Raw genomic sequence first — 24,822 nt, 5'->3', positions numbered from 1 at the left:
AGTGTAGAGGGTTTACCCGGACTTAAACACGGGCGAAAGGCAGGGTTATCGCTGCTGAACGAGCGTCGTGACGTGCTCCGCCGAGACGGCTGGCCAGAGCGCACCCTGCATGGCACCAAAATTGAAGGACAGAACGCGCTGCAGCAAACCGTGGTCGTCAATGCCGGAGACGATCACCGACTGGCAGTGCGGCGTTATTTGCCAGAGGATCGCGCGCATAAAAGGCTCGAAAGAAAGCTCAGAAGCACGCTGCTGGATGAATCCTTTATCAAGAATAACCCGTTTAAATAATCCATCATAGACGGCCTTGAGCGATGCAGCACCGGCTCCAAAGTTTGCCAGCACCAGCGGAAAATGGATCGCCATTCTTGCCAGCTGCAGATCGTCCTTTCCGTTATTTAAACCTGGATAGTTCTCATTAACAGTAAACTCAAGAAACGGATAACGCTCAAGAATTGAAACAGCATTCCCATTACTTAATAAAAACTCAACAATTGCTGGTGTAATATTGATCCATGCAATTAACTGATGCTGAATAAAAAACAGTTTACAGGTATCAAGCAATTGCAGTTTTTCGTTAAACAGCGCTAACTCCTCTGCCGCTGAAAGCCGAGGGATAACGAGCTCAGTGGGGATCCTCACATCGGTGCCGACGCCAGTAAAGTTAACCAGTATTTCTAAACCTTTTAGCTCGCCTGCGCTATTACGGGCAGGCAGAAGCATCAGTTCAGACTGGTAAGCATTATCTAGCGTAATAATCATTGCACTCGCCCCGCATTAAAGATGAGAGAGGACATCCTGGAGCAATTGCTGACACAATTCCACTGTCTTGATTTTAATAAGTTTAATTTCATTAGTTCCGTATTAATTTTCAGATTTATCCCTGAATCTAAAATAATCTTATCCTGGTTACTGAATAATAGCCAGTTTTAGATAAAACAGACACATAAGGATGTTGCTAATTTAGGTAAATTTAACTTTAATCAGCTTATTTGAGAAAAACGGCATGGTTTAATAGTTACCATGCCGACATAAGAAACGTGTTCGGGCAGTCTAAATACGTCGCGCCTGCCAGAAATTTTTACGCCAGTACACGTTATCGAGAGAAGAGCGCATCACGCCGCGGCTGGTAGAGGCATGAATAAACTGATTGTCTGTATCATATATCCCAACATGCAGGCCGCTTTCTCCCGATCCGGTTTTGAAAAAGACCAGATCACCGGGAAGGAGATCGTCTTTATCAATTTCAGTGCCTATTTCCGCCTGCTTGCGCGTGTCTCGCGGAAGCTGTAAATCAAACTTGTCACGAAACGTCATCAGGACAAAGCCTGAGCAGTCCACCCCACCGCGGCTCATGCCGCCGTAGCGATAAGGCGTGCCGCGCCAGTTGCTCAGCTGATCGTTAAGGCTGGCAATAACGGTGATAGAATCCGATAGCCGCGGATTAGGCGGCGGTGCACGATGGCTGCTGCATCCCGCAAGAAAGAGTGCCGCCACGAAGAGAAACCAGAATCGCATTTTCAGACGAATCCTCTGCTTTTATTGTTCTTTTGGTAATTTAGCGTGCAATTGTGTTCACAGGCAAGAAACGGTTACTCCTGCCCGGTAGAAATCAGCATCTTATGTCCCTCTATGTCCAGCCTGCGGAACGACATGTTGTAGGCGCGGGCAAGATTTGGCGGCGTAAGGACCCGATCCCGCGTACCGCTGGCGATCATCCTGCCGCGCGACAGGAGCCACACGCGATGGGCGTGACGTAACGTATGGTTAAGATCGTGGCTGCTCATCACTACGGCGATACCTTTCCTGCTCAGAGCGCTTAGCAGGCTATCCAGCGCCGCCTGCTGGGCAACATCCAGACCGCTCATCGGTTCATCCAGCAGCAGCATCCTCCCGTGAGGATTGCCCGCGGGATGGATCTGCAGAATGACCGCCGCCAGACGCACCCGCTGCCATTCCCCCCCGGAAAGCTGGCTGGCAAGCCGGGACAGTTTATCTTCCAGCCCTAACGCCGCAGCCACTTCCTCCAGCAGTACCGTATGCTGTTTGTCGTGCAGATGCAGCATCAGATAATGCCAGACAGGCATCGCAAAAGGCGGTACCTGCTGCTGCACCAGGTAGCTGCGCCGGTGGGCCAGCGAGGCGGGTGACCAGTCGACCAAAGCATGTTCCAGCAGCGTAATCTGCCCTGGCCCGGTGGTCAGCCCCGCCATCCGCGCCAGCAGCGTGCTTTTACCCGCGCCGTTTGGCCCGACGAGATGCAGGATTTCACCCGAATTGATGTCGCAGGTTACCGGCTCCAGACGCCCCTTCTCGGCGACGTCCGTGAGCTGCATCAGCAGCGACATTATTTCGCCAGCGCCAGCTTAATAGATTCCATGACGATCGGGTCCTCAGGCGTCATATCCGGCGAAAAACGCTGAACGACCTGGCCGTCACGGCCAATCAGGAATTTTTCGAAGTTCCACAGAATATCGTCCGGATAGAGCGGCGCGCGGCCTTTGCTGGCCATGCGCTCGTAAAAACCGCTCTCTTCCGGCGCAACGGCCTTCGGCGCGGCGGCAATCAGCTTCGCATACAGCGGATGGCGGTCTTCACCGTTGACGTCAATTTTGCTGAACATCGGGAACGTCACGCCATAAGTGGTACTGCAGAAGGTTTTGATCTCTTCTTCGCTGCCCGGCTCCTGTCCCAGGAACTGGTTGCACGGGAAGCCCAGCACGGTAAAACCGTCTTTCTCCCAGGCCTTCTGAATATTCTCCAGCTGCTCGTACTGCGGCGTCAGGCCGCATTTCGATGCCACGTTGACGATGAGCAACACCTTGCCTTTGTAGCTTTCCAGCGTGGTGTTATCCCCATCAATGGTGGTCACTTCGGTATTCAGGATATCTGACTGCATAGCATTTCCTCAGGTTGTCGATTTAACGTCCAGCTTTTAATAGTAGCCAGATAAAGACTGGCGCGCCCAGCGTTGCGGTCACCACGCCAACAGGCAATTCTGCGGCCGTCAGGGCGAGACGGGCGATGATGTCGGCCACCAGCAGCGTGGCTGCCCCGGCAACCGCCGAGGCCGGAAGCAAGGTTCGATGATCCGTGAAGCCGCAAAGACGCAGCATGTGCGGAATGACCAGCCCGATAAAGCCAATCGCCCCCGCCAGGGCCACGCTCACGCCTACCAGCCAGCCAATGGCAATGACCAGTACGTTACGCCAGAAACCAATCGGCATGCCGAGCTGGCGGGCAGAGATTTCCCCCAGCGCGAGCCGATTCAGCGGCTGGGCCTGCAGCGCAGCCCACGCGATGACCGGCACCAGCAGCGCCATTAGCCAGCCCTGGTGCCAGTCAACGCCGCCAAAGCCGCCCATCATCCAGTACATGAGCTGACGCAGGTCAAAGGAGGTCGAGAAGTAGACCGCCCAGGTCATCAGCGCGCTACAGATGATCCCCAGCGCGACGCCGGCAAGCAGCAGCCGGCTGGTCGACAGGTGACGTCTGGCGAAGCGAAGAAGAATGACTGTGATCAGCAGTGCGCCGAGAATGGCGCTCAGGCTAATGCTCCAGCCGGAGAGTCCTCCCCCGCCCAGCATCACCGCCGCAATCAGCCCGACGCCTGCACCGTTCGACACCCCCAGCAGGCCGGGCTCCGCCAGCGGGTTTTCGAACAGCGCCTGCATAATGGTGCCAGACAGCGCCAGCGCGGCGCCGACCAGGATCACCGCGACGGTGCGCGGCAGGCGAATTTGCCAGACGAAGAGCTGCCCGTCAGGCCCCAGCCAGCTTTCAGGCCCGATCCAGCTGTCGCCTGCGCAGAGGCTAATACCCGCGGCAAGAATAAGCAGCAGCGCCAGCAGAAGCAGGCGACGCCGATCGGAACGGTGCTGGCGATGAGCATAATCAAGCATGTGTACGGTTTGTTAGCGAGTGATGTAATTGATTTTACGGCGTGTTTGCCGGAGAGCGCAAAGAAAAAAGGCCGCGTGGGCGGCCTTTTTGGTTAGTTCATATTACTCTGCTTTAGGCGTTGCGTTTTCGACGCGGCTCTTTAACTTCTGGCCGGGTCTGAAGGTCACCACGCGGCGGGCTGTAATGGGAATATCTTCCCCCGTCTTCGGGTTACGGCCCGGACGTTGGTTTTTGTCTCGCAAATCAAAATTGCCAAAACCGGAGAGTTTTACCTGCTCACCATTTTCCAGAGCACGACGGATCTCTTCGAAAAACAGCTCTACCAGCTCTTTGGCATCCCGTTTGCTAAGCCCAAGCTTATCAAACAGATATTCTGACATTTCAGCTTTTGTAAGCGCCATAGGTTCAATCCCTCAATGATGCCTGGAATCGCTCTTTTAATGCCTCTACACATTTGGCGACGGTAGCGGCAATCTCCTCTTCTTCGAGTGTACGGCTGGTATCCTGAAGGATAAGGCTGATAGCGAGGCTCTTGAAACCTTCTGCTACGCCCTTGCCGCGGTACACGTCAAATAAGTTTACGCCAACTACCTGATTTACGCCAACTTTCTTACATTCGGCCAAAATATCTGCTGCGGGCACGTTTTCAGCGACCACAACCGCGACATCACGGCGGTTCGCCGGGAAGCGGGAGACGTCCTGCGCCTGAGGAATGACGCGGTCTGCAACCGGGCTCCACTCCAGCTCGAACACGATGGTACGGCCGTTCAGGTCCAGCTTACGCTCCAGCTCCGGGTGGACAACGCCAATGAAACCAACGCGTTTGCCGTCTAAATAAATCGCCGCGCTCTGGCCCGGATGAAGCGCAGGAATCGCTTCCGCGCGGAACTCAATTTCAGATAATTTACCGGTCAGATCCAGAATCGCTTCCAGATCGCCCTTCATATCGTAGAAATCAACCGTGCCTTTTGCCAGGTCCCAGTGCTCTTCGTAGCGGTTACCGCTGATGGCACCAGCCAGCATGAGATCCTGACGGATGCCTAAATTTGCCTGATTATCCGGCACAAAGCGCAAACCGCTTTCGAAAATGCGCACGCGGTTTTGCTGGCGGTTCTGGTTGTAAACGATAGTCCCCAGCAGGCCCGTCCACAGGGACAGGCGCATCGCGGACATTTCGCTGGAGATTGGGCTTGGCAGGATCAGCGCTTCCTGACCCGGGTGGATCAGCTGCTGCAGCTTAGGATCAACGAAGCTGTAGGTGATCACTTCCTGGTAGCCTTTGTCGTTCAGCATGGTTTTCACACGCTTCAGGGACAGGTCGGCTTCACGGTGGGTGCCCATCACCAGACCCGCCTGCACAGGCTCGTCAGGGATGTTGTTGTAGCCGTAAACACGGGCCACTTCTTCCACCAGATCTTCTTCAATTTCCATGTCGAAACGCCATGACGGCGCAACGGCCTGCCACTCGTCCTGACCTTCGGTCACTTCGCAGCCCAGGCGCGTCAGGATGTCGGTCACCTGCGCGTCGGCAACGTGGTGACCAATCAGGCGATCCAGCTTGCTGCGGCGCAGGGTAATGGTCGCACGCTTCGGCAGAGTCGCTTCGTTGGTGACGTCAATAACCGGGCCCGCTTCGCCGCCGCAGATGTCGATCAGCAGGCGGGTTGCACGCTCCATCGCTTTGTACTGCAGCGCCGGGTCAACGCCGCGCTCGTAGCGGTGAGACGCATCGGTGTGCAGGCCGTGACGGCGCGCGCGGCCGGTGATGGAGAGCGGGCTGAAGAACGCACATTCGAGCAGGACGTTTTGCGTTTCGTCGTTGACGCCAGAGTGTTCGCCACCAAAGATTCCGCCCATCGCCAGCGCTTTGCTGTGGTCAGCAATCACCAGGGTGTCGGCGTTCAGTTTGGCTTCTGTGCCGTCCAGCAGCACCAGGGTTTCCCCCTCTTTCGCCATGCGCACAACGATGCCGCCGTCGATACGATCTTTATCGAACGCGTGCATCGGCTGGCCCAGCTCCAGCAGAACGTAGTTAGTGACGTCAACCACGGCGTCGATTGAGCGGATACCGCAGCGGCGCAGCTTCTCTTTCATCCAAAGCGGGGTTGGCGCTTTAACATTAATGCCTTTTACCACGCGACCGAGGTAGCGCGGGCAGGCATCAGCAGCGTCAACCTGAATCGGCAGCACGTCACTGATGGTCGCTTCAACCGGCACAATCTCCGGCGCGTTGAGTTCAGTCTGGTTCAGTACGGCCACGTCGCGCGCCACGCCGATAATACCTAAGCAGTCGGCACGGTTTGGCGTAACGCTGATTTCGATAGTATTGTCATCAAGCTTCAGGTATTCACGGATATCGGTGCCAACTGGCGCATCCAGCGGCAGCTCGATGATGCCGTTGTGGTCGTCGGAAATACCCAGCTCAGAGAAGGAGCACAGCATGCCTTCAGACGGCTCACCGCGCAGCTTGGCCGCTTTGATTTTGAAATCACCCGGCAGTACGGCACCGACGGTAGCCACGGCCACCTTCAGGCCCTGACGGCAGTTTGGCGCACCGCAGACGATGTCCAGCAGACGGTCGCCGCCTACGTTCACTTTAGTCACGCGCAGTTTGTCAGCGTTAGGGTGCTGGCCGCACTCGACTACTTCACCCACCACGACGCCGTTGAAGGCACCGGAAACCGGCTCAACGCCGTCAACTTCCAGGCCCGCCATGGTGATCTGGTTGGAAAGCGCTTCGCTGTCCAGCGTGGTGTTCACCCACTCGCGTAACCACAGTTCACTGAATTTCATTGTTCTGTCCTGCCCTTATTTAAACTGTTTGAGGAAACGCAGATCGTTTTCGAAGAATGCACGTAAGTCGGTCACGCCGTAGCGCAGCATGGTCAAACGCTCCATGCCCATGCCGAACGCAAAGCCGGAGTATACTTCCGGATCGATACCCACGTTGCGCAGCACGTTTGGATGCACCATGCCGCAGCCCAGCACTTCCAGCCATTTGCCGTTTTTACCCATCACGTCAACTTCCGCAGACGGTTCAGTGAACGGGAAGTAGGACGGACGGAAACGAACCTGCAGATCTTCCTCAAAGAAGTTGTTCAGGAAATCGTGCAGCGTGCCCTTCAGGTTGGTGAAGCTGATGTTTTTATCAACAATCAGACCTTCCATCTGGTGGAACATTGGGGTGTGGGTCTGATCGTAGTCGTTACGATACACGCGGCCCGGCGCGATGATGCGGATTGGTGGTTCCTGATCCTTCATGGTACGGATCTGAACGCCAGAGGTCTGGGTACGCAGCAGACGCGTCGCGTCAAACCAGAAAGTGTCGTGGTCAGCGCGTGCCGGATGATGGCCAGGAATGTTCAGGGCGTCGAAGTTGTGGTAATCATCTTCGATTTCCGGGCCAGTCGCCACGGTAAAGCCGAGCTCACCGAAGAAACTTTCAATACGATCGATAGTACGGGTAACCGGATGCAGACCACCGTTTTCAATACGGCGACCCGGCAGAGAAACGTCGATGGTTTCTGCCGCAAGACGCGCGTTTAGTACCGCGCTCTCCAGCTCGGCCTTACGCGCGTTCAGCGCCTGCTGAACCTGCTCTTTGGCTTCGTTAATCACCGCACCCGCTGCCGGGCGTTCTTCTGGCGGCAGTTCACGCAGGGTTGTCATTTGAAGGGTCAGGTGCCCTTTCTTCCCAAGATATTCGACGCGGACATTGTCTAACGCGGCAACATCTGAGGCCTGATTAATGGCGGCTGTTGCACTGGCAACCAGCTCTGCGAGATGTGACATGATTTTCCTCATTATGTCGGTGCAGACACCGATTTGGTGGAGTTATTCTCTCAAATTCAGGCACAAAAAAAGCCTCCATCGGGAGGCTTATCTGGCGCTGTTTTTCGTTTCATCTTTCACGCGCTAGCCTCCTGGAGTCAGGTGCTAAAGTAAAAGAAGAAGCGGAAAATAGCAGCATTCATGCTTGCGTTACCTTGTTGGGTAAAAACCGGTAAGACCTTATTGAAAAGCCTGCACGGATAAATGTCAATCTTCTGATGGTGTTAAATGAAAAGAGGGAGCCAGGCCCCCTCTCTCAACTGGCTTATGCCAGTGCTGCTTTCGCTTTTTCGACCAGAGCGGTGAACGCTACTTTGTCGAATACTGCGATGTCAGCCAGGATCTTACGGTCGATTTCAACAGAGGCTTTTTTCAGGCCGTTGATGAATTTGCTGTAAGAAATACCGTTCTGACGTGCTGCTGCGTTGATACGCGCAATCCACAGTTGACGGAACTGACGCTTACGCTGACGACGGTCACGGTAAGCGTACTGACCTGCTTTGATAACAGCCTGGAAGGCAACGCGGTATACGCGTGAACGCGCACCGTAGTAGCCTTTAGCTTGTTTCAAAATTTTCTTGTGACGTGCACGTGCAATTACACCACGTTTTACGCGAGCCATATGTGCTCTCCTGTATCTATATTCTTAGTAAAAAATTAAACGTTAACGGCTTATGCGTACGGCAGGCACGCGATAACCAGACCCAGATCGCCTTTAGAAACAAGGCCTTTTGGACGCAGGTGACGTTTACGCTTAGTAGATTTTTTGGTCAGAATATGACGCAGGTTTGCGTGCTTACGCTTAAATCCACCACCACCGGTTTTTTTGAAGCGCTTAGCAGCACCGCGTACGGTCTTAATTTTTGGCATCTTAATAACTTCCACTTCGCATTGTTAAATAAACGAAACATAGGCGAACAAAACCTATGAAACCCGAAGGCTCCACAGATTTTGCTGCTTGAAGGCCTTACTGTTTCTTCTTAGGAGCGAGCACCATGATCATCTGGCGGCCTTCGATCTTCGTAGGGAAGGATTCGACTACTGCCAGTTCACTCAGATCGTCACGGACGCGGTTAAGCACTTCCATACCAATCTGTTGGTGGGCCATCTCACGACCGCGGAAACGCAGTGTGATCTTGGCCTTATCGCCATCTTCCAGAAAGCGAATCAGGCTGCGGAGTTTTACCTGATAATCGCCATCGTCGGTACCAGGACGGAATTTGATTTCCTTAACCTGGATAACTTTTTGCTTCTTCTTCTGTTCCTTAGAAGACTTACTCTTTTCATAAAGGAACTTGCCGTAGTCCATGATACGACAAACTGGCGGTTCGGCGTTAGGGCTGATTTCAACTAAATCTACTCCAGCTTCTTCAGCCTTTTCGATCGCTTCTCTCAGACTCACAATCCCCAGCTGCTCGCCTTCCAGACCTGTTAAGCGAACTTCCTGGGCGCGAATCTCGCCATTGATACGATTCGGACGTGCCGTTTGAACTCGTTTTCCGCCTTTAATACCTTATTCCTCCAGTTGTTGAAGACTGCGGCTGCGAATCTCTTGTTGCAGCTTCTCAATCACTTCACTTACGTCCAGGCTGCCCAGGTCTTTACCACGGCGGGTGCGAACGGCAACTTTGCCTGCTTCCACCTCTTTATCACCACAGACCAACATATACGGGACACGACGTAAAGTGTGCTCGCGGATTTTAAAGCCAATCTTCTCATTTCTCAAGTCTGCTTTTACGCGAATGCCCGCATTTTGTAGTTTCTGCGTCAATTCTTTAACGTAATCTGCCTGAGAATCGGTAATGTTCATCACCACGACCTGCACTGGCGCAAGCCAGGTTGGGAAGAAGCCCGCGAACTCTTCGGTCAGGATGCCGATGAAGCGCTCCAGAGAACCGAGAATAGCACGGTGAATCATGACCGGTACCTGACGCTCGTTGTCTTCGCCAACATAAGAGGCGCTTAAACGCTGCGGCAGGGAGAAGTCCAGCTGTACAGTACCGCACTGCCATGCGCGATCGAGGCAGTCATACAGGGTAAATTCAATTTTCGGACCGTAGAATGCGCCCTCGCCCAGCTGGTATTCGAACGGAATACCGTTCTCTTCCAGCGCTACGGCGAGATCCGCTTCTGCGCGATCCCAGGTCTCATCGCTACCGATACGTTTTTCCGGACGCGTTGAGAGTTTGACCACGATCTTCTCGAAGCCAAAGGTGCTGTACATATCGTAGACCATACGAATACAGGCGTTAACTTCATCACGTACCTGATCTTCAGTACAGAAGATATGCGCATCATCCTGAGTAAAGCCACGAACGCGCATCAGACCGTGCAGCGCACCTGATGGTTCGTTACGGTGGCAGCTACCGAACTCCGCCATACGCAGCGGCAGGTCGCGGTAGGATTTCAGACCCTGGTTGAAGATCTGAACGTGGCCCGGGCAGTTCATTGGCTTGATGCAGTATTCACGGTTCTCGGACGAGGTGGTGAACATCGCATCTTTGTAGTTGTCCCAGTGGCCGGTTTTTTCCCACAGCACACGGTCCATCATGAACGGGCCTTTCACTTCCTGATACTGGTACTCTTTCAGCTTGGAACGTACGAACGTTTCCAGTTCACGGAAGATAGTCCAGCCATCGTTATGCCAGAACACCATACCCGGCGCTTCTTCCTGCATGTGGTACAGGTCAAGCTGCTTACCGATTTTACGGTGGTCACGCTTCGCGGCCTCTTCCAGGCGCTGCAGGTACGCGTTCAGGGCTTTCTTATCCGCCCACGCGGTACCATAGATACGCTGCAACATCTTGTTGTTGCTGTCGCCACGCCAGTAGGCGCCGGCGATCTTCATCAGTTTGAAATGATGACAGAAGCGCATGTTCGGCACGTGCGGTCCACGGCACATGTCGACGTATTCTTCGTGATGGTACAAGCCAGGCTTGTCATCATGAGCAATGTTTTCATCGAGAATAGAGACTTTATAGCTCTCGCCACGCTTGACGAAGGTTTCACGCGCTTCGTGCCAGCTGACTTTCTTCTTGATGACGTCATAGTTGGTCTCGGCGAGCTCGTGCATACGTTTTTCGAGCGCGTCGATATCTTCCTGGGTCAGGGTGTGGTCAAGATCAACGTCGTAGTAGAAACCGTTGTCGATAACCGGACCGATCGCCATTTTGGTGTTTGGCCACAGCTGCTTGATAGCATGACCCAACAGGTGTGCGCAGGAGTGACGAATGATCTCCAGACCTTCTTCGTCTTTCGCGGTGATGATTGCAAGCGTCGCATCGTTTTCAATCAGATCGGACGCATCAACCAGCTCACCGTTCACACGGCCGGCGATGGTCGCTTTCGCGAGGCCAGGACCGATGTCCAGGGCGACATCCATAGGGCTAACAGCGTGGTCGAAATGGCGTTGGCTGCCATCAGGAAGAGTAATTACAGGCATTTTATATCCTTATTTGCAGTGATGCCCCACACATAAGAGCATATACAAAGAAAATAATCGTGATTTGACAATAGATTACGACACCATCTGACCAACAATCGTCAAATTGGTTCGTCATCATGCACCTGCCGAATTCAGATTAATGCGGATTTACGGCAAGCGACGTAATGTTAACACTATCAGCAAGGAGATTGCACCCTCTGCAGCCAGAATGATGGGCTGGCACGTAGCGTAAATTTGCAGATTGCATCTCTCCGGCGCTCGCATTTCAGACATGCTGGGCTACTCTTGAACATGCCTTTTATATCAACAGGTGCATACCATGAATGTATCCAGTAGAACGGTTGTGATTTTGAACGTCCTTTCCGCAACAGGTCTAGTGTTGATCCTCGCCGAACGATTCCACTGGTTCTAAACCGAACCCTTGTTGGCATAACTCGATCGCTCCCGGGAAGGCGCATCTTTTGGCCCCGTTTGATAGACTATGCGTATCAACGAACAAGGATTAGGTTATGCCAACAAAACGATTTGCCGTAAAACACTGGAAAATGGTGCTGGTGCTGGTTGCCATCTGCGGTGCAATGCTGTTATTTCGGTGGGCGGCAATGATTTGGGGCTAAGTACAAATAAAAATAATTGCCGTGGCGCGTGATGAGAATTTATTGGCGCGGGTTAACCATAATAATGAAAACGGGCCGACACTTTCATCGGCCCGCCATGATTACATTTTATAACCCAGCGAAATCGTGGTTCTGCGATCGGTATGATCCGGTGCCGTTTCTGGCGGTGAAGAGTTCCAGGTCACGTTGTAGGCCAATTTCAAACCGAAGTGTTCATTGATAGCCACGTTCAAAGCGCTTTCGGAGTTCAGCGTCGTATCCTCGGCACCAAACACAGAAACACCCTGCGTAAATTTGGTGTTGTCGGTCATCTGCCAGGCATACGTGCCGGAAGCATAGCCCAGCGGCTGGGTTTCATTTTCGCCATTGGTGTACTCGTCATAGCGGACACCAGGACCGAATTCGAAACGGAGGCTGTGTACCGGACCATTCAGGAACTGACGACCATAACCGGCGGTGAACACATCGCGCTGGCGATAGCCGTTGAAGCGGTCGGTTAACCAACTTGCCTGACCAAAGATGTAGTCATAGTCGGTCATGTTGTAACGGCTACGTCCACCCACCGCGTATTTCTCGGATGAGCGTTCATCGTTAGCGGACGTGTTGCTGGCATTCCCCCACAGCGACCATGCAGTGGTATTGCCGTACCAGGTCAGGGTGCTGTCCGCCGTCAGAGAAGAGCTTTTCGTATTACCCGATTGCGCGAGATACCCGGCGTTCAGGTTACCTTCAAACGGTTTTTTGGCAGTGGAGGGATCGTCCATGACAGTAAAAACGGTGTCATCGGCGGCTGGCATTCAGTGATGCAAAAACGCCACCCGCCAGCATCAGTGCTGCGGGTACTGTCTTCAAAAGCTTCATTTTATTTAAGGAGTCCGTACAACAAAAAAAGAGACCACCACGGTCTCGGAAACTTTCTTGAGGATCAATGACAAGGCGTCCAGAGAAAGGTAACAAATTATAAAAAGGCGCAAATAACATAGCAATATTTTCTTATTTCATTTTTTGAATAAGAACGATCTCAAAACGCGTTTTATTTTATATATCCCTCATCGCATTTATGTCAGCATTCATTTTTAAAATCATACTGTTATTTACATTGCCTTCCTGTCGATCGGTGCCAGGCTTAAGAGAACTCATGCTAAAAGGAGGTTATGATGGCTTCTATTTATACGCTGACGCTCTCCCCTTCCCTCGACTCCGCGACCATAACGCCGCAGATTTACCCGGAAGGTAAACTACGCTGTAGCGCACCCGTATTTGAGCCGGGCGGCGGCGGGATTAACGTTGCGCGTGCGATTACCCACCTCGGCGGTAAAGCGACTGCCATCTTTCCGGCCGGTGGTGCCACGGGGGAGCATCTTGTTGCCTTGCTGGCCGATGAACAGGTTGCCGTGGATACCGTAGACGCCAAAGACTGGACCCGGCAGAACCTGCATGTCCACGTTGAGTCCAGCGGGGAACAGTATCGTTTCGTTATGCCAGGCGCCAGGCTGAGCGATGATGAGTTTCGTCAGCTGGAAGAGAAGGTGCTAACCATTGAAAGCGGCTCGCTGCTGGTCATCAGCGGTAGCCTGCCGCCAGGCGTCAAAACAGAAAAGCTGACAGCACTGGTTGATGCCGTACTTCAGCGCGGCATTCGCTGCATTGTCGACAGTTCAGGCGAAGCCCTGCAGGCGGCATTAGAACCCGGACAGCTTGAGCTCGTTAAGCCTAACCAGAAAGAGCTGAGTGCGCTTGTTAATCGCGAACTTAGCCAGCCGGATGACGTGCGTACTGCCGCAGAAGAACTGGTTCGCAGCGGCAAAGCGCACCGCGTTGTCGTCTCTCTCGGTCCTCAGGGTGCGCTGGCCGTCGACAAGACGGGCTTTGTGCAGGTTGTTCCGCCCCCAATGAAGAGCCAGAGCACCGTCGGCGCAGGCGACAGTATGGTCGGCGCGATGGCGCTGAAGCTGGCGCAGGGCGCATCACTTCTGGAGATGACGCGCTATGGCGTCGCGGCGGGGAGTGCCGCCACCATCAATCAGGGAACGCGCCTGTGTTCGCTTGCCGATACGCAGAAAATCGTCGATTACCTGTCACGAAGCTAACCGATATATCCCCCTCCTGACGGAGGGGGAATATCTGTGGAAGTCGCCAAATATGGCGTATCGACTATGCTAAAAAAACTTTCAGGATAACAACGAGGTGAATTATGAGCAGTGGTGATATCACCCGCTACGTCGTGACCATCAGCCTTCATGAAGCATCGCTGACCGAGCTTAACGAGCTCAACAATGCCTTTACACGGGCGAATTTCCTGCTCACGCTAACGGATGACGAAGGTCATATTCATGATTTAGGCACCCTGGCGTTTGGCCTGATCGCAGCCCTGAGTGAAGAAGAGGTACATGCGCTGGCCGCCAGCCTGGTGGAAAGCGTGACCGACAAGCTTGCCGACATCACCGTGGAGACGTGGGAACGCTGGCAGAAAAAAGAACAATAAGTGCCCTGCATGAAATTAATCCGCTCAGGTGTGCGTTAGTTCGTATTTTTTTACCGCAGTTATGCGCTAACTTTATGATCTGGCAGACAACATGGGAGAGTCAACATGTGGCAGGCTATCAGTCATCTTTTACATGAGCAATTGGGTGAAGGTGAAATTGAACTGCGTAACGAGCTGCCGGGCGGGGAAATTCACGCCGCGTGGCATTTACGCTACGCAGGACGCGATCTGTTCGTTAAATGCGACGAGCGAGAGCTGCTCCCGATTTTTACCGCTGAAGCCGATCAGCTTGAACTGTTGTCCCGCAGTAAAACGGTGACGGTACCTGAGGTGCTGGCCGTGGGCAGTGACCGGGACTACAGCTTTCTGGTGATGGACTATCTCCCTGCCCGTCCGTTGGACGCCCATAACGCCTTTATTCTCGGGCAACAGTTAGCGCGCCTGCACCAGTGGAGCGACCAGCCCCAGTTTGGTCTCGACTTCGACAACGACCTTTCCACCACGCCGCAGCCCAATGCCTGGCAGCGCCGCTGGTCGACGTTCTTTGCCGAGCAGCGCATCGGATGGCAGCTTGAGCTGGCCGCAGAGAAAGGGCTGGAATTTGGCAATATTGATGCCATCGTCGAGCATGTGCAACAGCGCCTGGCCTCCCACCAGCCTCAGGCGTCTTTGCTGCACGGTGATTTATGGTCCGATAACTGCGCGCTGGGCCCCAACGGCCCGTATATCTTCGACCCGGCCTGCTACTGGGGCGACAGAGAGTGCGATTTGGCCATGTTGCCCCTGCATCCCGAACAACCGCCGCAAATATACGATGGCTATCAGTCTGTCTCCCCCCTGCCGCCGGACTTCCTTGAGCGCCAGCCCGTGTATCAGCTCTATACGCTGATGAACCGAGCCATTCTTTTTGGCGGGCAACATCTGGTCAACGCCCAGCGCGCGCTTGAACGCGTGCTTGCGGCTTAAAGACAAAAGGGTGGCCTTGCCGCCACCCTAATTCGTTACAGAAAACCGAGCAGTGAGAAGAAGAAATATCCCGCCACGATGATGATAACCGGCAGGATATAGAGCGGGAAAATTTGCAGGAAAATGGTGTGACGAGGCACCACAATGCGGGATTCAATCTGCTCCCGGCTCATTCCTTCAGGACCTTTCGCCTTCTCAAGGATAAGCTGATCTTCCACCCCTTCGCGTAAAAAACGGGTCTGGCGACTCATTCGTGCGCCCGATGCCTGCAGCGCCATCGCAATAAAAATCAGCGCATAGATAATCCAGAACCCAATATTCAGCTGATGGCGAAAGTCCGGCGTTGGCGAGTTGAACCAGAAGACGTTCAGGAACGGGGTGTTAAACCGCACCATCTCAATCATGACATGCGCAAAATCAAGCATTACCGCATTAATGCCCGGCTGTTTTTCGCTGTGATCGTACATAAACTTCAGCACGGATATCAGCGTAGAAATGACGGCGGGAATAAAAATCACCCAGCCTGCAATACGTTTTAAGACAGCAATGCGTCCAGCTTGTTGATACGTCATCAGTTCCTCTTCATAAAGACGCGTGATTTGAGCCTAAGTCTACCTGCTGGACATCAATTTCGCCCGCTCTTTAAAAGCAATATGCTAAATTGCAGACTGTGCTTAGCACTTATCGTCTGTCGAACACCTGGATAAGGAGACGTTGTGATGTCGACACCGCGCCAGATACTTGCCGCTATTTTTGACATGGATGGATTACTGATTGATTCCGAGCCGTTGTGGGATCGCGCCGAGCTGGACGTGATGGCCAGCCTGGGCGTTGATATCAGTCGCCGTAATGAACTTCCCGACACGCTGGGCCTGCGTATTGATATGGTCGTTGACCTGTGGTACGCCCAACAGCCGTGGGTTGGGCCCGATCGCGACGAAGTCACCTCGCGTATTATCAGCCGCGCCATCGCGCTGGTGGAGGAGAACAAGCCGCTCTTGCCGGGCGTACATGAGGCTGTCGCGCTGTGCAAATCTCAGGGGCTGAAGGTTGGCCTGGCTTCCGCTTCACCGCTGCATATGCTGGAAAAAGTGCTGATCATGTTTGAGCTGCGCGACAGTTTTGACGCCCTGGCGTCTGCGGAAAAACTGCCCTACAGCAAGCCGCATCCACAGGTCTATATGGACTGCGCCGCGAAACTGGGTCTTGATCCGCTTACCTGCGTCGCGCTGGAAGATTCAGTAAACGGCATGGTGGCCTCCAAAGCCGCACGTATGCGCTCCATCGTGGTTCCCGATGAAGAAAACCGCCACGATCCGCGGTATGCTCTTGCCGACGTTAAGTTGAATTCGCTGGCTGAACTGACGGTACAACACCTGCGCGGCGAATAGCGCCCCTCCTACAGGCAGCGTCATGCTGCCTGATAAAAACAAAACACAGTTTCATTTTGTTTGCTTTTCTCATCCCTGCCTCCTATCTTTAACGTCAACACGACGATAACCAGCTTCTGAGGCGCGTATGATACTGGACACCTTTACTCTTTCAGGCAAAGTAGCCCTCATCACCGGGTGCGATACCGGGCTGGGGCAAGGCATGGCTATTGCGCTGGCGCAGGCAGGTTGCGATATAGTTGGGGTAAATCGCAAAGCTCCTGAGAAAACGGCCAGCGCCGTCACCGCCATGGGAAGACGTTTTGTGGCTATTCGGGCCGATCTGAGCCAGCAGGAAAATCTTCAGTACGTCGTGGACACCGCCGTGGCGGAGATGGGACGAATTGATATTCTGGTGAACAATGCCGGGACGATTCGCCGGGAGGAGGCTCTGACGTTCAGCGAAAAAGACTGGGATGACGTTATGAACCTGAATCTCAAGTCGCTCTTTTTCCTCTCTCAGGCGGTCGCTAAGCTATTTATCACCCAGGGCCATGGCGGCAAAATTATCAATATCGCCTCTATGCTCTCCTTTCAGGGCGGCATTCGCGTGCCGTCGTATACCGCCTCGAAAAGCGGCGTACTGGGGATCACGCGCCTGCTGGCAAATGAGTGGGCGCTACATGGCATCAACGTGAATGCCATCGCGCCGGGCTACATGGCGACGAACAACACGCAGCAGCTGCGCGATAACGAACAGCGTAACGCGGAGATCCTTGACCGCATCCCGGCGGGTCGATGGGGAGTACCGGATGACCTTCAGGGGCCGGTCGTCTTTTTAGCCTCCCCCGCATCAGATTACGTGAATGGTCACACCTTAGCCGTCGACGGCGGCTGGCTGGCGCGCTGAGGCGCGTTTGTGACAAACAGTTACACCGTCACCTCTTTCGCCCACTGTATAAAAACCCTATACTGTATAAATTGACAGTTTCGTGGGTTTTATCATGACGGCGGAAGGCCACCTGCTTTTTTCAATTGCGTGCGCAGTATTTGCCAAAAACGCAGAACTTACTCCCGTGCTTGCACTGGGAGACTGGTGGCATATTGTCCCTTCCGCCGTTTTAACCTGTCTGCTGCCCGATATTGACCACCCAAAATCCTTCCTCGGACAGCGCCTGAAGTGGGTGTCGAAGCCCATCGCCCGCGCGTTCGGCCACCGCGGGTTTACCCACAGCCTGCTGGCCGTTTTTGGCCTGCTCACGCTTTTCTATTTAAAAGTCCCTGAAAGCTGGATAGTGCCGGGCGATGCCATTCAGGGCATGGTGCTGGGTTATTTAAGCCATATCCTCGCCGATATGCTGACGCCCGCAGGCGTGCCGTTGCTTTGGCCCTGCCGCTGGCGTTTCCGTTTTCCGATCCTTGCGCCGCAGAAAGGGAATCAGCTTGAACGCGTGCTGTGCATGGCGCTGTTCGCCTACGCCGTCTGGATGCCGCAAACCTTGCCCGAAAACAGTGCAGTGCGCTGGTCTTCCCAGGTGATCAATTCGCTGCAATTTCAGTTCAATCGTTTTATTCATCACCAGATTGAACAGTAAACCAACAAAATCATTCCATTTGTCATAAACCATTCCATTTGGATATAAGCGCCACATCACACTTCTGCTAACCTTCCGCCAACAGGATCGGGAAAAACCGATCCCACATAATAAATCAGGAGAACGGGGATGAATTTTCCACTCATCGCGAACATAGTCGTGTTCGTCGTATTACTATTGCTTCTCGCGCAGGCGCGCCACAAACAGTGGAGCCTGGCGAAAAAAGTACTGGTCGGTCTGGTCATGGGTGTGGCGTTTGGTCTGGCCTTACACGCCGTCTACGGCTCCGATAGTCCGGTACTGAAAGAGTCCATTCAGTGGTTCAACATTGTCGGTAACGGCTACGTCCAGCTGCTGCAGATGATCGTTATGCCGCTGGTGTTCGCCTCTATTCTGAGCGCCGTAGCCCGTCTGCACAACGCAACTCAGCTGGGTAAAATCAGCTTTCTGACCATTGGTACGCTGCTCTTTACCACGCTGATTGCCGCGCTGGTGGGGGTGCTGGTTACCAACCTGTTTGGCCTGACGGCCGAAGGTCTGGTTCAGGGTACCGCTGAAACGGCGCGTCTGACCGCAATTCAAACCAACTACGTGGGTAAAGTGGCTGATCTGACGGTTCCGCAGATGGTCCTCTCCTTCATTCCGAAGAACCCGTTTGCTGACCTGACCGGTGCAAGCCCAACCTCTATCATCAGCGTGGTGATCTTCGCGGCATTCCTGGGCGTGGCTGCGCTTAAGCTGCTGAAAGACGACGCGCCGAAAGGCGAACGCGTACTGACGGCGATTGATACCCTGCAAAGCTGGGTGATGAAGCTGGTCCGTCTGGTCATGCAGCTGACGCCATACGGCGTTCTGGCGCTGATGACCAAAGTGGTAGCCGGTTCTAACCTGCAGGACATCATTAAGCTGGGCAGCTTCGTTGTCGCCTCTTATCTGGGCCTGGGCATTATGTTCGTGGTGCACGGTATCCTGCTGGGCGTGAACGGCGTCAGCCCGCTGAAATACTTCCGCAAAGTATGGCCGGTACTGACCTTTGCCTTCACCAGCCGTTCCAGCGCAGCGTCTATTCCGCTGAACGTTGAAGCACAGACCCGTCGTCTGGGCGTGCCGGAATCTATCGCCAGCTTCTCTGCCTCCTTTGGTGCTACCATCGGTCAGAACGGCTGCGCGGGTCTCTACCCGGCGATGCTGGCGGTGATGGTTGCCCCAACCGTGGGTATCAACCCGCTGGATCCGGTCTGGATCGCCACGCTGGTCGGGATTGTTACCATCAGCTCCGCCGGCGTTGCAGGTGTCGGCGGCGGTGCAACCTTCGCCGCGCTGATTGTGCTGCCCGCGCTGGGCCTGCCCGTCACGCTGGTCGCCCTGCTGATCTCCGTTGAACCGTTGATCGACATGGGCCGTACCGCGCTGAACGTGAGCGGCTCCATGACTGCCGGTACGCTGACCAGCCAGTGGCTGAAGCAGACCGATAAAGCCATTCTGGAAAGTGAAGACGACGCCGAGCTGGCGCACCGTTAATCTCGATAGAAATAAAAAAACCGCCTGATGGCGGTTTTTTTATGGCTGTTATTCTTCAACCTCTTCATCCTGGCGGATTTGCGTCGCCCATCGCTGGGCTGACTCCGGCACGGAAAACGCCGGCGACCGGCGGAAATGTTCCCCCATCAGGACAAAAGCCACATATTTACCGCGAAGCAGCCAGACATCACGAAAACCATCCACTTTCAGGGCATGGTCAGGCGGCGCGGGCTCAACGCGGGGCACATAGCTAATAACCTGGCGGTTTTGTTGACGAAGAGGTTTCATAAGCGACGGATTCACTAAAGCAAATTCTTGAAGCAGGAAAATTCTATGATAGCCGATCCTGCTGCCTTACGTCGCGCTCCGAGTGGGTGAGATGGCTCCTTTCGTTAATAACGTCATGTGAAAAACGCTTAGTTAGCGAGCTATCTCACGACATTGTTCTATCCTTAATAGGGTTTTTAGCAATGGATAAAGGAGAAGCGTGCAATGTCGAACAAAGATAAATCACATCAATCACCGATTCATGGCACTGAAGAATCTCAACCGGGTATGGACTCTCTCGCCCCTGCTGACGGCTCTCACCGCCCCTCGCCGGGCCCATCAGCCCCTGGCGAACAACCAACCGCGCCGGGAAGCATGAAATCGCCGGACACCGGAAACGAGAAGCTGAAATCGCTTGAGCCACACCGTAAAGGCGGCGAAGGTTTTGCACTCACTACCAATCAGGGCGTGCGCATTGCTGACGATCAAAACTCCCTTCGCGCAGGCGCGCGCGGACCGACCCTGCTGGAAGATTTCATCCTGCGGGAAAAAATTACCCATTTTGACCACGAGCGAATTCCGGAACGCATCGTTCACGCGCGCGGTTCTGCGGCGCACGGCTACTTCCAGCCCTATAAAAGCCTGAAAGCGATCACCAAAGCGGATTTCCTCTCCGACCCGGATAAAATCACGCCGGTCTTTGTGCGTTTCTCCACCGTGCAGGGTGGCGCAGGTTCGGCAGACACGGTGCGTGATATCCGCGGCTTTGCCACCAAGTTTTATACCGAAGAGGGTATTTTCGATCTGGTGGGCAATAACACCCCGGTGTTTTTCATTCAGGATGCGCATAAATTTCCTGACTTTGTCCATGCGGTAAAACCGGAGCCCCACTGGGCCATACCCCAGGGACAAAGTGCGCACGATACCTTCTGGGACTATGTCTCCCTGCAGCCTGAAACCTTACACAACGTGATGTGGGCGATGTCCGACCGTGGGATCCCGCGCAGCTATCGCACGATGGAAGGGTTCGGTATTCATACCTTCCGCATGATCAACGCGGAAGGAAAAGCCACGTTTGTGCGCTTCCACTGGAAGCCGGTAGCGGGCAAAGCCTCGCTGGTATGGGATGAGGCGCAGAAGCTCACCGGGCGCGATCCGGACTTCCATCGCCGCGAACTGTGGGAATCCATTGAAGCGGGTGACTTCCCGGAATATGAACTGGGCTTACAGCTGATCCCGGAAGAAGACGAGTTTAAGTTCGATTTCGACCTGCTTGACCCGACAAAACTCATCCCTGAGGAGCTGGTGCCCGTTCAGCTGGTGGGCAAAATGGTGCTTAACCGCAACCCGGATAATTTCTTTGCCGAAAACGAGCAGGCCGCGTTCCACCCGGGCCACATCGTCCCCGGACTGGATTTCACCAACGATCCGCTCTTACAGGGACGTCTGTTCTCGTATACCGATACGCAGATTAGCCGTCTTGGCGGGCCGAACTTCCACGAGATCCCGATTAACCGCCCAACCTGCCCGTACCATAACTTCCAGCGCGACGGGATGCACCGTCAGGATATTGATACCAACCCGGCAAACTATGAGCCGAACTCCATCAACGACAACTGGCCGCGAGAAACCCCGCCGGGGCCGAAACGCGGCGGATTCGAATCGTACCAGGAGCGTATCGACGGCAACAAAATTCGCGAGCGCAGCCCCTCGTTCGGTGAGTATTACGCCCACCCTCGCCTGTTCTGGAACAGCCAGACGCCGATTGAGCAACAGCACATCATCGGCGGCTTTAGCTTCGAACTGAGCAAAGTGGTGCGCACCTACATCCGCGAGCGCGTGGTCGATCAGCTGGCGCACATTGATATTCAGCTTGCCCAGAGCGTGGCGGATAACCTTGGCATCACGCTAACGGACGAACAGCGTAACTTTGCGCCACCGAAAGAGGTTAACGGCGTGAAGAAAGATCCATCGCTGAGCCTGTATGCGGTGCCGGGTGGTTCAATTAAGGGCCGCGTAGTCGCCATCCTGCTGAACGACAAAACCCGCGCCAGCGACGTGCTAGGAATTATGCAGGCGCTAAAAACGCAGGGCGTACACGCCAAACTGCTTTATTCCCGCATGGGTGAAGTGACGGCCGATGACGGCTCCGTGCTGCCGGTGGCGGCGACCTTTGCCGGTGCGCCATCGCTGACCGTCGATGCGGTGATCGTGCCGTGCGGGGATATTGCCAGCCTGCTGACCAACGGCGACGCCGTCTATTATCTGCTGGAAGCCTATAAGCACCTGAAGCCGATCGCGCTGTCCGGCGACGCGCGTCAGTTTAAGGCGCAACTGAAGGTTGCCGAGCAGGGTGAGGACGGCATTGTCGAGGGCGATAGCGTTGACGATGCGTTTATGACAAAGCTGTTTGATTTGCTCGCCGCGCACCGCGTCTGGTCGCGCAGCAGTAAGATCGATCAGATCCCGGCGTAAAAACATTCCCGGTTGTGCGGCCTGATGCCCTCACCCCGCCCCTCTCCCACGGGAGAGGGAGAAAACAATAAAAACGGTAACCCAGGTTACCGTTTTGCTTTTACCTCGCCACCCGGCACTTCTTACAGATCCCCAAACGTCCCCAACCGATACCCACGCTCGGCAATGGCGTATTTCAGCGACGGCGACGTCAGGACATCCAGCTCCGCCAGGCGCGGCCAGCAGTAGGCGCTCTTACGCACGGTGTTATCGACAAAGGCGGGATGCGCCATGACCTCCAGCGACCGTTCCCCCCGCGCGGCGGAATCCTCCAGCACCTTCAGGAACAGCGCTTCGTCGATCTCGTCACCGTAAAAGGCACTGCTGAACCCCTCTGTTGTTGTCACGGCACAGTCCGGCACGCCCTGCGCCTCACGATCCACGCGCATCGCCACGCCTTTGCGTTGGGCAAACGCCGCAACAATCGGGAAAATCGCCGGGATCATGTGCACATGATGGTGGCTGTCGATGTGCGTCGGCGCCTTGCCAAAAAGATCAACAAAGCGGTTGTACTGGCAGTCCAGCTCAAGGGCAATCTCTTCGAGCGGCAGAGCGTCCTGCTCCGCCAGTTCCCAAATCCATTTGCCCAGCAGACCGTCACGCGTCAGGCCCGGCATAGGCGAAAGCGGCATCCCGAGCGTCAGCACAAAATGCATGCCGACACCCAGCTCTGGCACCTCGCGGCTCAGCTGCGCCGCGTGTTCAACCGCTTCACCGTTCACCAGTGCCGTTGTAGAGGTCACTACCCCGCGGCGACAGGCTTCAATAATGCCGTAGTTCTGGCCTTTCGAAAGGCCAAAGTCATCAGCATTAACGATCAGCAGGTTTTCCATTGTGCGTCCTCTCAGTGTTGTTTGAACTTCAGCTTCTCAATCGTGGCGGCAAAGTTCGGCAACCATTTTTCATGCGCCAGGATCATCTCGCTGGCCAGCTGCTCAGCATCGCGGTCGGAATGCACCAGCGGGCTGAGGTTCAGCGCCAGAAGCACGTCATTGAGTTCACCGCTCAGCGCCGCGTTGCTCGCCGCCACTTCAAAGCCTTTGATGGTGTGGATCAGGCCCATAACTTTGTCGTCGAAGTGGGTGATACGTGGATGCGGTTTAGCCCCCTCGCGCCCGAGAATGCAGGTCATCTCGACGGCCCAGTCCGCCGGGATATTGTCGATATGGCCGTGATGCGGCACGTTAACATAGTGCTCCGCCTGCTTGTCGTTGTAGATGGCGTTGATCACTTCACACGCTGCATCGGAGTAATAGGCCCCACCGCGCTGCTCAAGCGCTTTCGGTTTGACGTTCAGGTTCGGATCTTTATATAAATCGAACAGCTGCTTCTCAACTTTCTGAACGATTTGCGCACGCGCGCCGCCCTTATAGTACTCGCCCATTTCGATAGCCAGCATCTCTTTCTGCTTGAAGTAGTAAAGCAGGTATGAGCACGGCAGCAGATTCAGCGAGCGGATCAGCCCTTCGCTGAACGGCAGGTCAAAGATGTTCTTCACGGAGGCCGCGGTCAGGCGACCGGAAGCCACGCCATCGAGCAGTTCGGCAAAGCGCGATTTTCCGTTCACGATGACGTCTTTAATGAACACCATGTGGTTCAGGCCGAACAGATCGATTGAGAGATCGTCACTGTCGGTCAGCTCCAGCACGTCGCGGATAAACATCTTCATGCCGATCGGGATATTACAGACGCCGATAAAGCGTTTGAAATTGGTATGACGATATACCGCCTCGGTCACCATTCCGGCCGGGTTAGTGAAGTTAATCACCCACGCGTTCGGGCAGATCTCTTGCACATCTTTGACGATGTCGAAAATCACCGGAATGGTACGCAGGCCTTTGAACAGGCCGCCCGCGCCGTTGGTCTCCTGCCCCAGGTAGCCGTGGCTCAGCGGAATACGCTCGTCCAGCTCGCGCGCTTTTAGCTGGCCGACGCGCAGCTGAGTGGTAACGAAATCCGCATCTTTCAGCGCCAGGCGACGATCGAGGGATTTATGCACGGTCATCGGCACGCCCGCTTTCTCAACCATGCGCTTGCACAGGTCGAAAATAATATCCAGCTTCTCCTGACCTTCCTCAACGTCCACCAGCCATAATTCGCTGACCGGTAATTCATGATAACGTTTCAGAAAACCTTCGAGTAATTCTGGGGTATAGCTGCTGCCGCCACCAATGGTTACGACTTTTAATTTCTTTTGCATAATATCTCCCTTAGCGTATCAGGTTAATCGCCTGCAAGGTATAGCGTACTCTTCCCGCTATTTGGGCAAGCCATTAAAGCAATATTTATGGCGGGTAATCCGCCGAAA

Annotated in this window: 27 protein-coding genes, 1 pseudogene and 1 other annotated feature; of the genes and pseudogenes, 10 read left to right on the top strand and 18 right to left on the bottom strand. The window is 54.4% G+C overall.

Annotated elements, in window-relative coordinates; translation table 11 throughout:
• Window positions 1-45: 45 nt before the first annotated feature.
• The 13 genes from ACMGGH_RS14540 to thrS all read right to left on the bottom strand — a co-directional run bounded on the left by ACMGGH_RS14540 (window position 46) and on the right by thrS (window position 11,176).
• Window positions 46-762, bottom strand: coding sequence for an EAL domain-containing protein (locus ACMGGH_RS14540; protein WP_028012821.1), 717 nt, complete (start codon window positions 760-762; stop codon window positions 46-48).
• A gap of 291 nt (window positions 763-1,053) precedes the next feature.
• On the bottom strand, window positions 1,054-1,518 hold the full coding sequence (locus ACMGGH_RS14535) for a C40 family peptidase (protein ID WP_028012820.1): 465 nt from the start codon (window positions 1,516-1,518) through the stop codon (window positions 1,054-1,056).
• A gap of 74 nt (window positions 1,519-1,592) precedes the next feature.
• The gene (btuD, locus tag ACMGGH_RS14530; protein ID WP_232948117.1) at window positions 1,593-2,348 is read right to left on the bottom strand and encodes a vitamin B12 ABC transporter ATP-binding protein BtuD; all 756 of its coding nucleotides are present in this window, start codon (window positions 2,346-2,348) and stop codon (window positions 1,593-1,595) included.
• Window positions 2,348-2,899: a glutathione peroxidase gene (locus ACMGGH_RS14525; RefSeq protein ID WP_028012818.1), complete on the bottom strand. Its 552-nt coding sequence runs from the start codon at window positions 2,897-2,899 to the stop codon at window positions 2,348-2,350. The genes btuD and ACMGGH_RS14525 overlap by 1 nt, the downstream gene beginning before the upstream one ends.
• 22 nt (window positions 2,900-2,921) lie before the next feature.
• Window positions 2,922-3,902 (bottom strand): vitamin B12 ABC transporter permease BtuC, encoded by a 981-nt coding sequence (gene btuC / locus ACMGGH_RS14520; protein ID WP_045261582.1) that lies wholly within the window; start codon window positions 3,900-3,902, stop codon window positions 2,922-2,924.
• Window positions 3,903-4,004: 102 nt separating this feature from the next.
• On the bottom strand, window positions 4,005-4,304 hold the full coding sequence (gene ihfA / locus ACMGGH_RS14515) for an integration host factor subunit alpha (protein ID WP_003857805.1): 300 nt from the start codon (window positions 4,302-4,304) through the stop codon (window positions 4,005-4,007).
• 4 nt (window positions 4,305-4,308) lie between these two features.
• The gene (pheT, locus tag ACMGGH_RS14510; RefSeq protein ID WP_420299128.1) at window positions 4,309-6,696 is read right to left on the bottom strand and encodes a phenylalanine--tRNA ligase subunit beta; all 2,388 of its coding nucleotides are present in this window, start codon (window positions 6,694-6,696) and stop codon (window positions 4,309-4,311) included.
• Between the two features lie 15 nt (window positions 6,697-6,711).
• Window positions 6,712-7,695, bottom strand: a complete 984-nt coding sequence (pheS, locus tag ACMGGH_RS14505) for a phenylalanine--tRNA ligase subunit alpha (protein WP_010426091.1) — start codon at window positions 7,693-7,695, stop codon at window positions 6,712-6,714.
• 62 nt (window positions 7,696-7,757) lie between these two features.
• Window positions 7,758-7,882, bottom strand: a sequence feature (Phe leader region).
• Entirely contained in the window at window positions 7,833-7,877 is a 45-nt protein-coding gene (gene pheM / locus ACMGGH_RS14500) for a pheST operon leader peptide PheM (RefSeq protein ID WP_001386830.1), read from the bottom strand. (Overlaps the previous feature by 45 nt.)
• Window positions 7,883-7,999: 117 nt before the next feature.
• Window positions 8,000-8,356 carry a 50S ribosomal protein L20 gene (gene rplT / locus ACMGGH_RS14495; RefSeq protein WP_000124850.1) on the bottom strand — a complete coding sequence of 119 codons (357 nt, stop codon included), beginning with the start codon at window positions 8,354-8,356 and terminating at the stop codon, window positions 8,000-8,002.
• 50 nt (window positions 8,357-8,406) lie between these two features.
• Window positions 8,407-8,604 carry a 50S ribosomal protein L35 gene (gene rpmI / locus ACMGGH_RS14490; protein ID WP_003030583.1) on the bottom strand — a complete coding sequence of 66 codons (198 nt, stop codon included), beginning with the start codon at window positions 8,602-8,604 and terminating at the stop codon, window positions 8,407-8,409.
• 97 nt (window positions 8,605-8,701) lie between these two features.
• Window positions 8,702-9,244 (bottom strand): translation initiation factor IF-3, encoded by a 543-nt coding sequence (gene infC, locus ACMGGH_RS14485; RefSeq protein ID WP_023616141.1) that lies wholly within the window; start codon window positions 9,242-9,244, stop codon window positions 8,702-8,704.
• A 3-nt stretch (window positions 9,245-9,247) separates the two neighbouring features.
• Window positions 9,248-11,176 (bottom strand): threonine--tRNA ligase, encoded by a 1,929-nt coding sequence (gene thrS / locus ACMGGH_RS14480; RefSeq protein WP_028012814.1) that lies wholly within the window; start codon window positions 11,174-11,176, stop codon window positions 9,248-9,250.
• Between the two features lie 322 nt (window positions 11,177-11,498).
• Between thrS and yncL the strand changes: the two genes are divergently transcribed.
• Window positions 11,499-11,591 carry a stress response membrane protein YncL gene (gene yncL, locus ACMGGH_RS14475; protein ID WP_072032007.1) on the top strand — a complete coding sequence of 31 codons (93 nt, stop codon included), beginning with the start codon at window positions 11,499-11,501 and terminating at the stop codon, window positions 11,589-11,591.
• A gap of 97 nt (window positions 11,592-11,688) precedes the next feature.
• Window positions 11,689-11,796, top strand: coding sequence for a small membrane protein YniD (gene yniD, locus ACMGGH_RS14470; protein ID WP_088205299.1), 108 nt, complete (start codon window positions 11,689-11,691; stop codon window positions 11,794-11,796).
• Window positions 11,797-11,897: 101 nt separating this feature from the next.
• Here yniD and ACMGGH_RS14465 read toward each other — a convergent pair.
• Window positions 11,898-12,657, bottom strand: a pseudogene (locus ACMGGH_RS14465) (DUF481 domain-containing protein).
• 296 nt (window positions 12,658-12,953) lie between these two features.
• Here ACMGGH_RS14465 and pfkB point away from each other — a divergent pair.
• The 3 genes from pfkB to ACMGGH_RS14450 all read left to right on the top strand — a co-directional run bounded on the left by pfkB (window position 12,954) and on the right by ACMGGH_RS14450 (window position 15,247).
• Window positions 12,954-13,886, top strand: a complete 933-nt coding sequence (pfkB, locus tag ACMGGH_RS14460; RefSeq protein ID WP_041910452.1) for a 6-phosphofructokinase II — start codon at window positions 12,954-12,956, stop codon at window positions 13,884-13,886.
• A 104-nt stretch (window positions 13,887-13,990) separates the two neighbouring features.
• On the top strand, window positions 13,991-14,281 hold the full coding sequence (ghoS, locus tag ACMGGH_RS14455) for a type V toxin-antitoxin system endoribonuclease antitoxin GhoS (RefSeq protein ID WP_232948115.1): 291 nt from the start codon (window positions 13,991-13,993) through the stop codon (window positions 14,279-14,281).
• A 105-nt stretch (window positions 14,282-14,386) separates the two neighbouring features.
• The gene (locus ACMGGH_RS14450) at window positions 14,387-15,247 is read left to right on the top strand and encodes a fructosamine kinase family protein (protein WP_041910453.1); all 861 of its coding nucleotides are present in this window, start codon (window positions 14,387-14,389) and stop codon (window positions 15,245-15,247) included.
• Window positions 15,248-15,282: 35 nt separating this feature from the next.
• Here the strand turns inward: ACMGGH_RS14450 and ACMGGH_RS14445 are convergent, their stop codons facing one another.
• The gene (locus ACMGGH_RS14445) at window positions 15,283-15,819 is read right to left on the bottom strand and encodes a YniB family protein (protein ID WP_048959441.1); all 537 of its coding nucleotides are present in this window, start codon (window positions 15,817-15,819) and stop codon (window positions 15,283-15,285) included.
• Window positions 15,820-15,966: 147 nt separating this feature from the next.
• On the opposite strand from ACMGGH_RS14445, the gene hxpB reads away from it, so the two are divergent.
• The 4 genes from hxpB to tcyP all read left to right on the top strand — a co-directional run bounded on the left by hxpB (window position 15,967) and on the right by tcyP (window position 19,733).
• The gene (hxpB, locus tag ACMGGH_RS14440) at window positions 15,967-16,638 is read left to right on the top strand and encodes a hexitol phosphatase HxpB (protein ID WP_028012808.1); all 672 of its coding nucleotides are present in this window, start codon (window positions 15,967-15,969) and stop codon (window positions 16,636-16,638) included.
• Window positions 16,639-16,765: 127 nt separating this feature from the next.
• On the top strand, window positions 16,766-17,527 hold the full coding sequence (gene kduD, locus ACMGGH_RS14435; protein WP_232948114.1) for a 2-dehydro-3-deoxy-D-gluconate 5-dehydrogenase KduD: 762 nt from the start codon (window positions 16,766-16,768) through the stop codon (window positions 17,525-17,527).
• 94 nt (window positions 17,528-17,621) lie between these two features.
• Window positions 17,622-18,212: a metal-dependent hydrolase gene (locus tag ACMGGH_RS14430; RefSeq protein WP_232948113.1), complete on the top strand. Its 591-nt coding sequence runs from the start codon at window positions 17,622-17,624 to the stop codon at window positions 18,210-18,212.
• A gap of 129 nt (window positions 18,213-18,341) precedes the next feature.
• The gene (gene tcyP, locus ACMGGH_RS14425) at window positions 18,342-19,733 is read left to right on the top strand and encodes a cystine/sulfocysteine:cation symporter (RefSeq protein WP_041910456.1); all 1,392 of its coding nucleotides are present in this window, start codon (window positions 18,342-18,344) and stop codon (window positions 19,731-19,733) included.
• Window positions 19,734-19,781: 48 nt separating this feature from the next.
• On the opposite strand, the gene cedA is transcribed toward tcyP, so the two are convergent.
• A complete protein-coding gene (gene cedA / locus ACMGGH_RS14420) occupies window positions 19,782-20,057 on the bottom strand; it encodes a cell division activator CedA (protein WP_223239595.1) in 276 nt (91 codons plus the stop codon).
• A gap of 168 nt (window positions 20,058-20,225) precedes the next feature.
• Between cedA and katE the strand changes: the two genes are divergently transcribed.
• Window positions 20,226-22,475, top strand: a complete 2,250-nt coding sequence (gene katE, locus ACMGGH_RS14415; RefSeq protein ID WP_232948112.1) for a catalase HPII — start codon at window positions 20,226-20,228, stop codon at window positions 22,473-22,475.
• 122 nt (window positions 22,476-22,597) lie between these two features.
• Here the strand turns inward: katE and chbG are convergent, their stop codons facing one another.
• Window positions 22,598-23,347, bottom strand: coding sequence for a chitin disaccharide deacetylase (gene chbG / locus ACMGGH_RS14410; RefSeq protein ID WP_232948111.1), 750 nt, complete (start codon window positions 23,345-23,347; stop codon window positions 22,598-22,600).
• 11 nt (window positions 23,348-23,358) lie between these two features.
• Complete coding sequence (locus ACMGGH_RS14405) at window positions 23,359-24,714, bottom strand: 6-phospho-beta-glucosidase (protein ID WP_028012802.1); 1,356 nt, start codon at window positions 24,712-24,714, stop codon at window positions 23,359-23,361.
• Window positions 24,715-24,822: the final 108 nt, after the last annotated feature.

This window comes from Enterobacter sp. BNK-16, assembly GCF_048684955.1.
GTDB lineage: Bacteria > Pseudomonadota > Gammaproteobacteria > Enterobacterales > Enterobacteriaceae > Enterobacter > Enterobacter bugandensis.
Note: the sequence above shows the minus strand (reverse complement) of the source record. Positions and strands in the feature narration are given on the sequence as shown.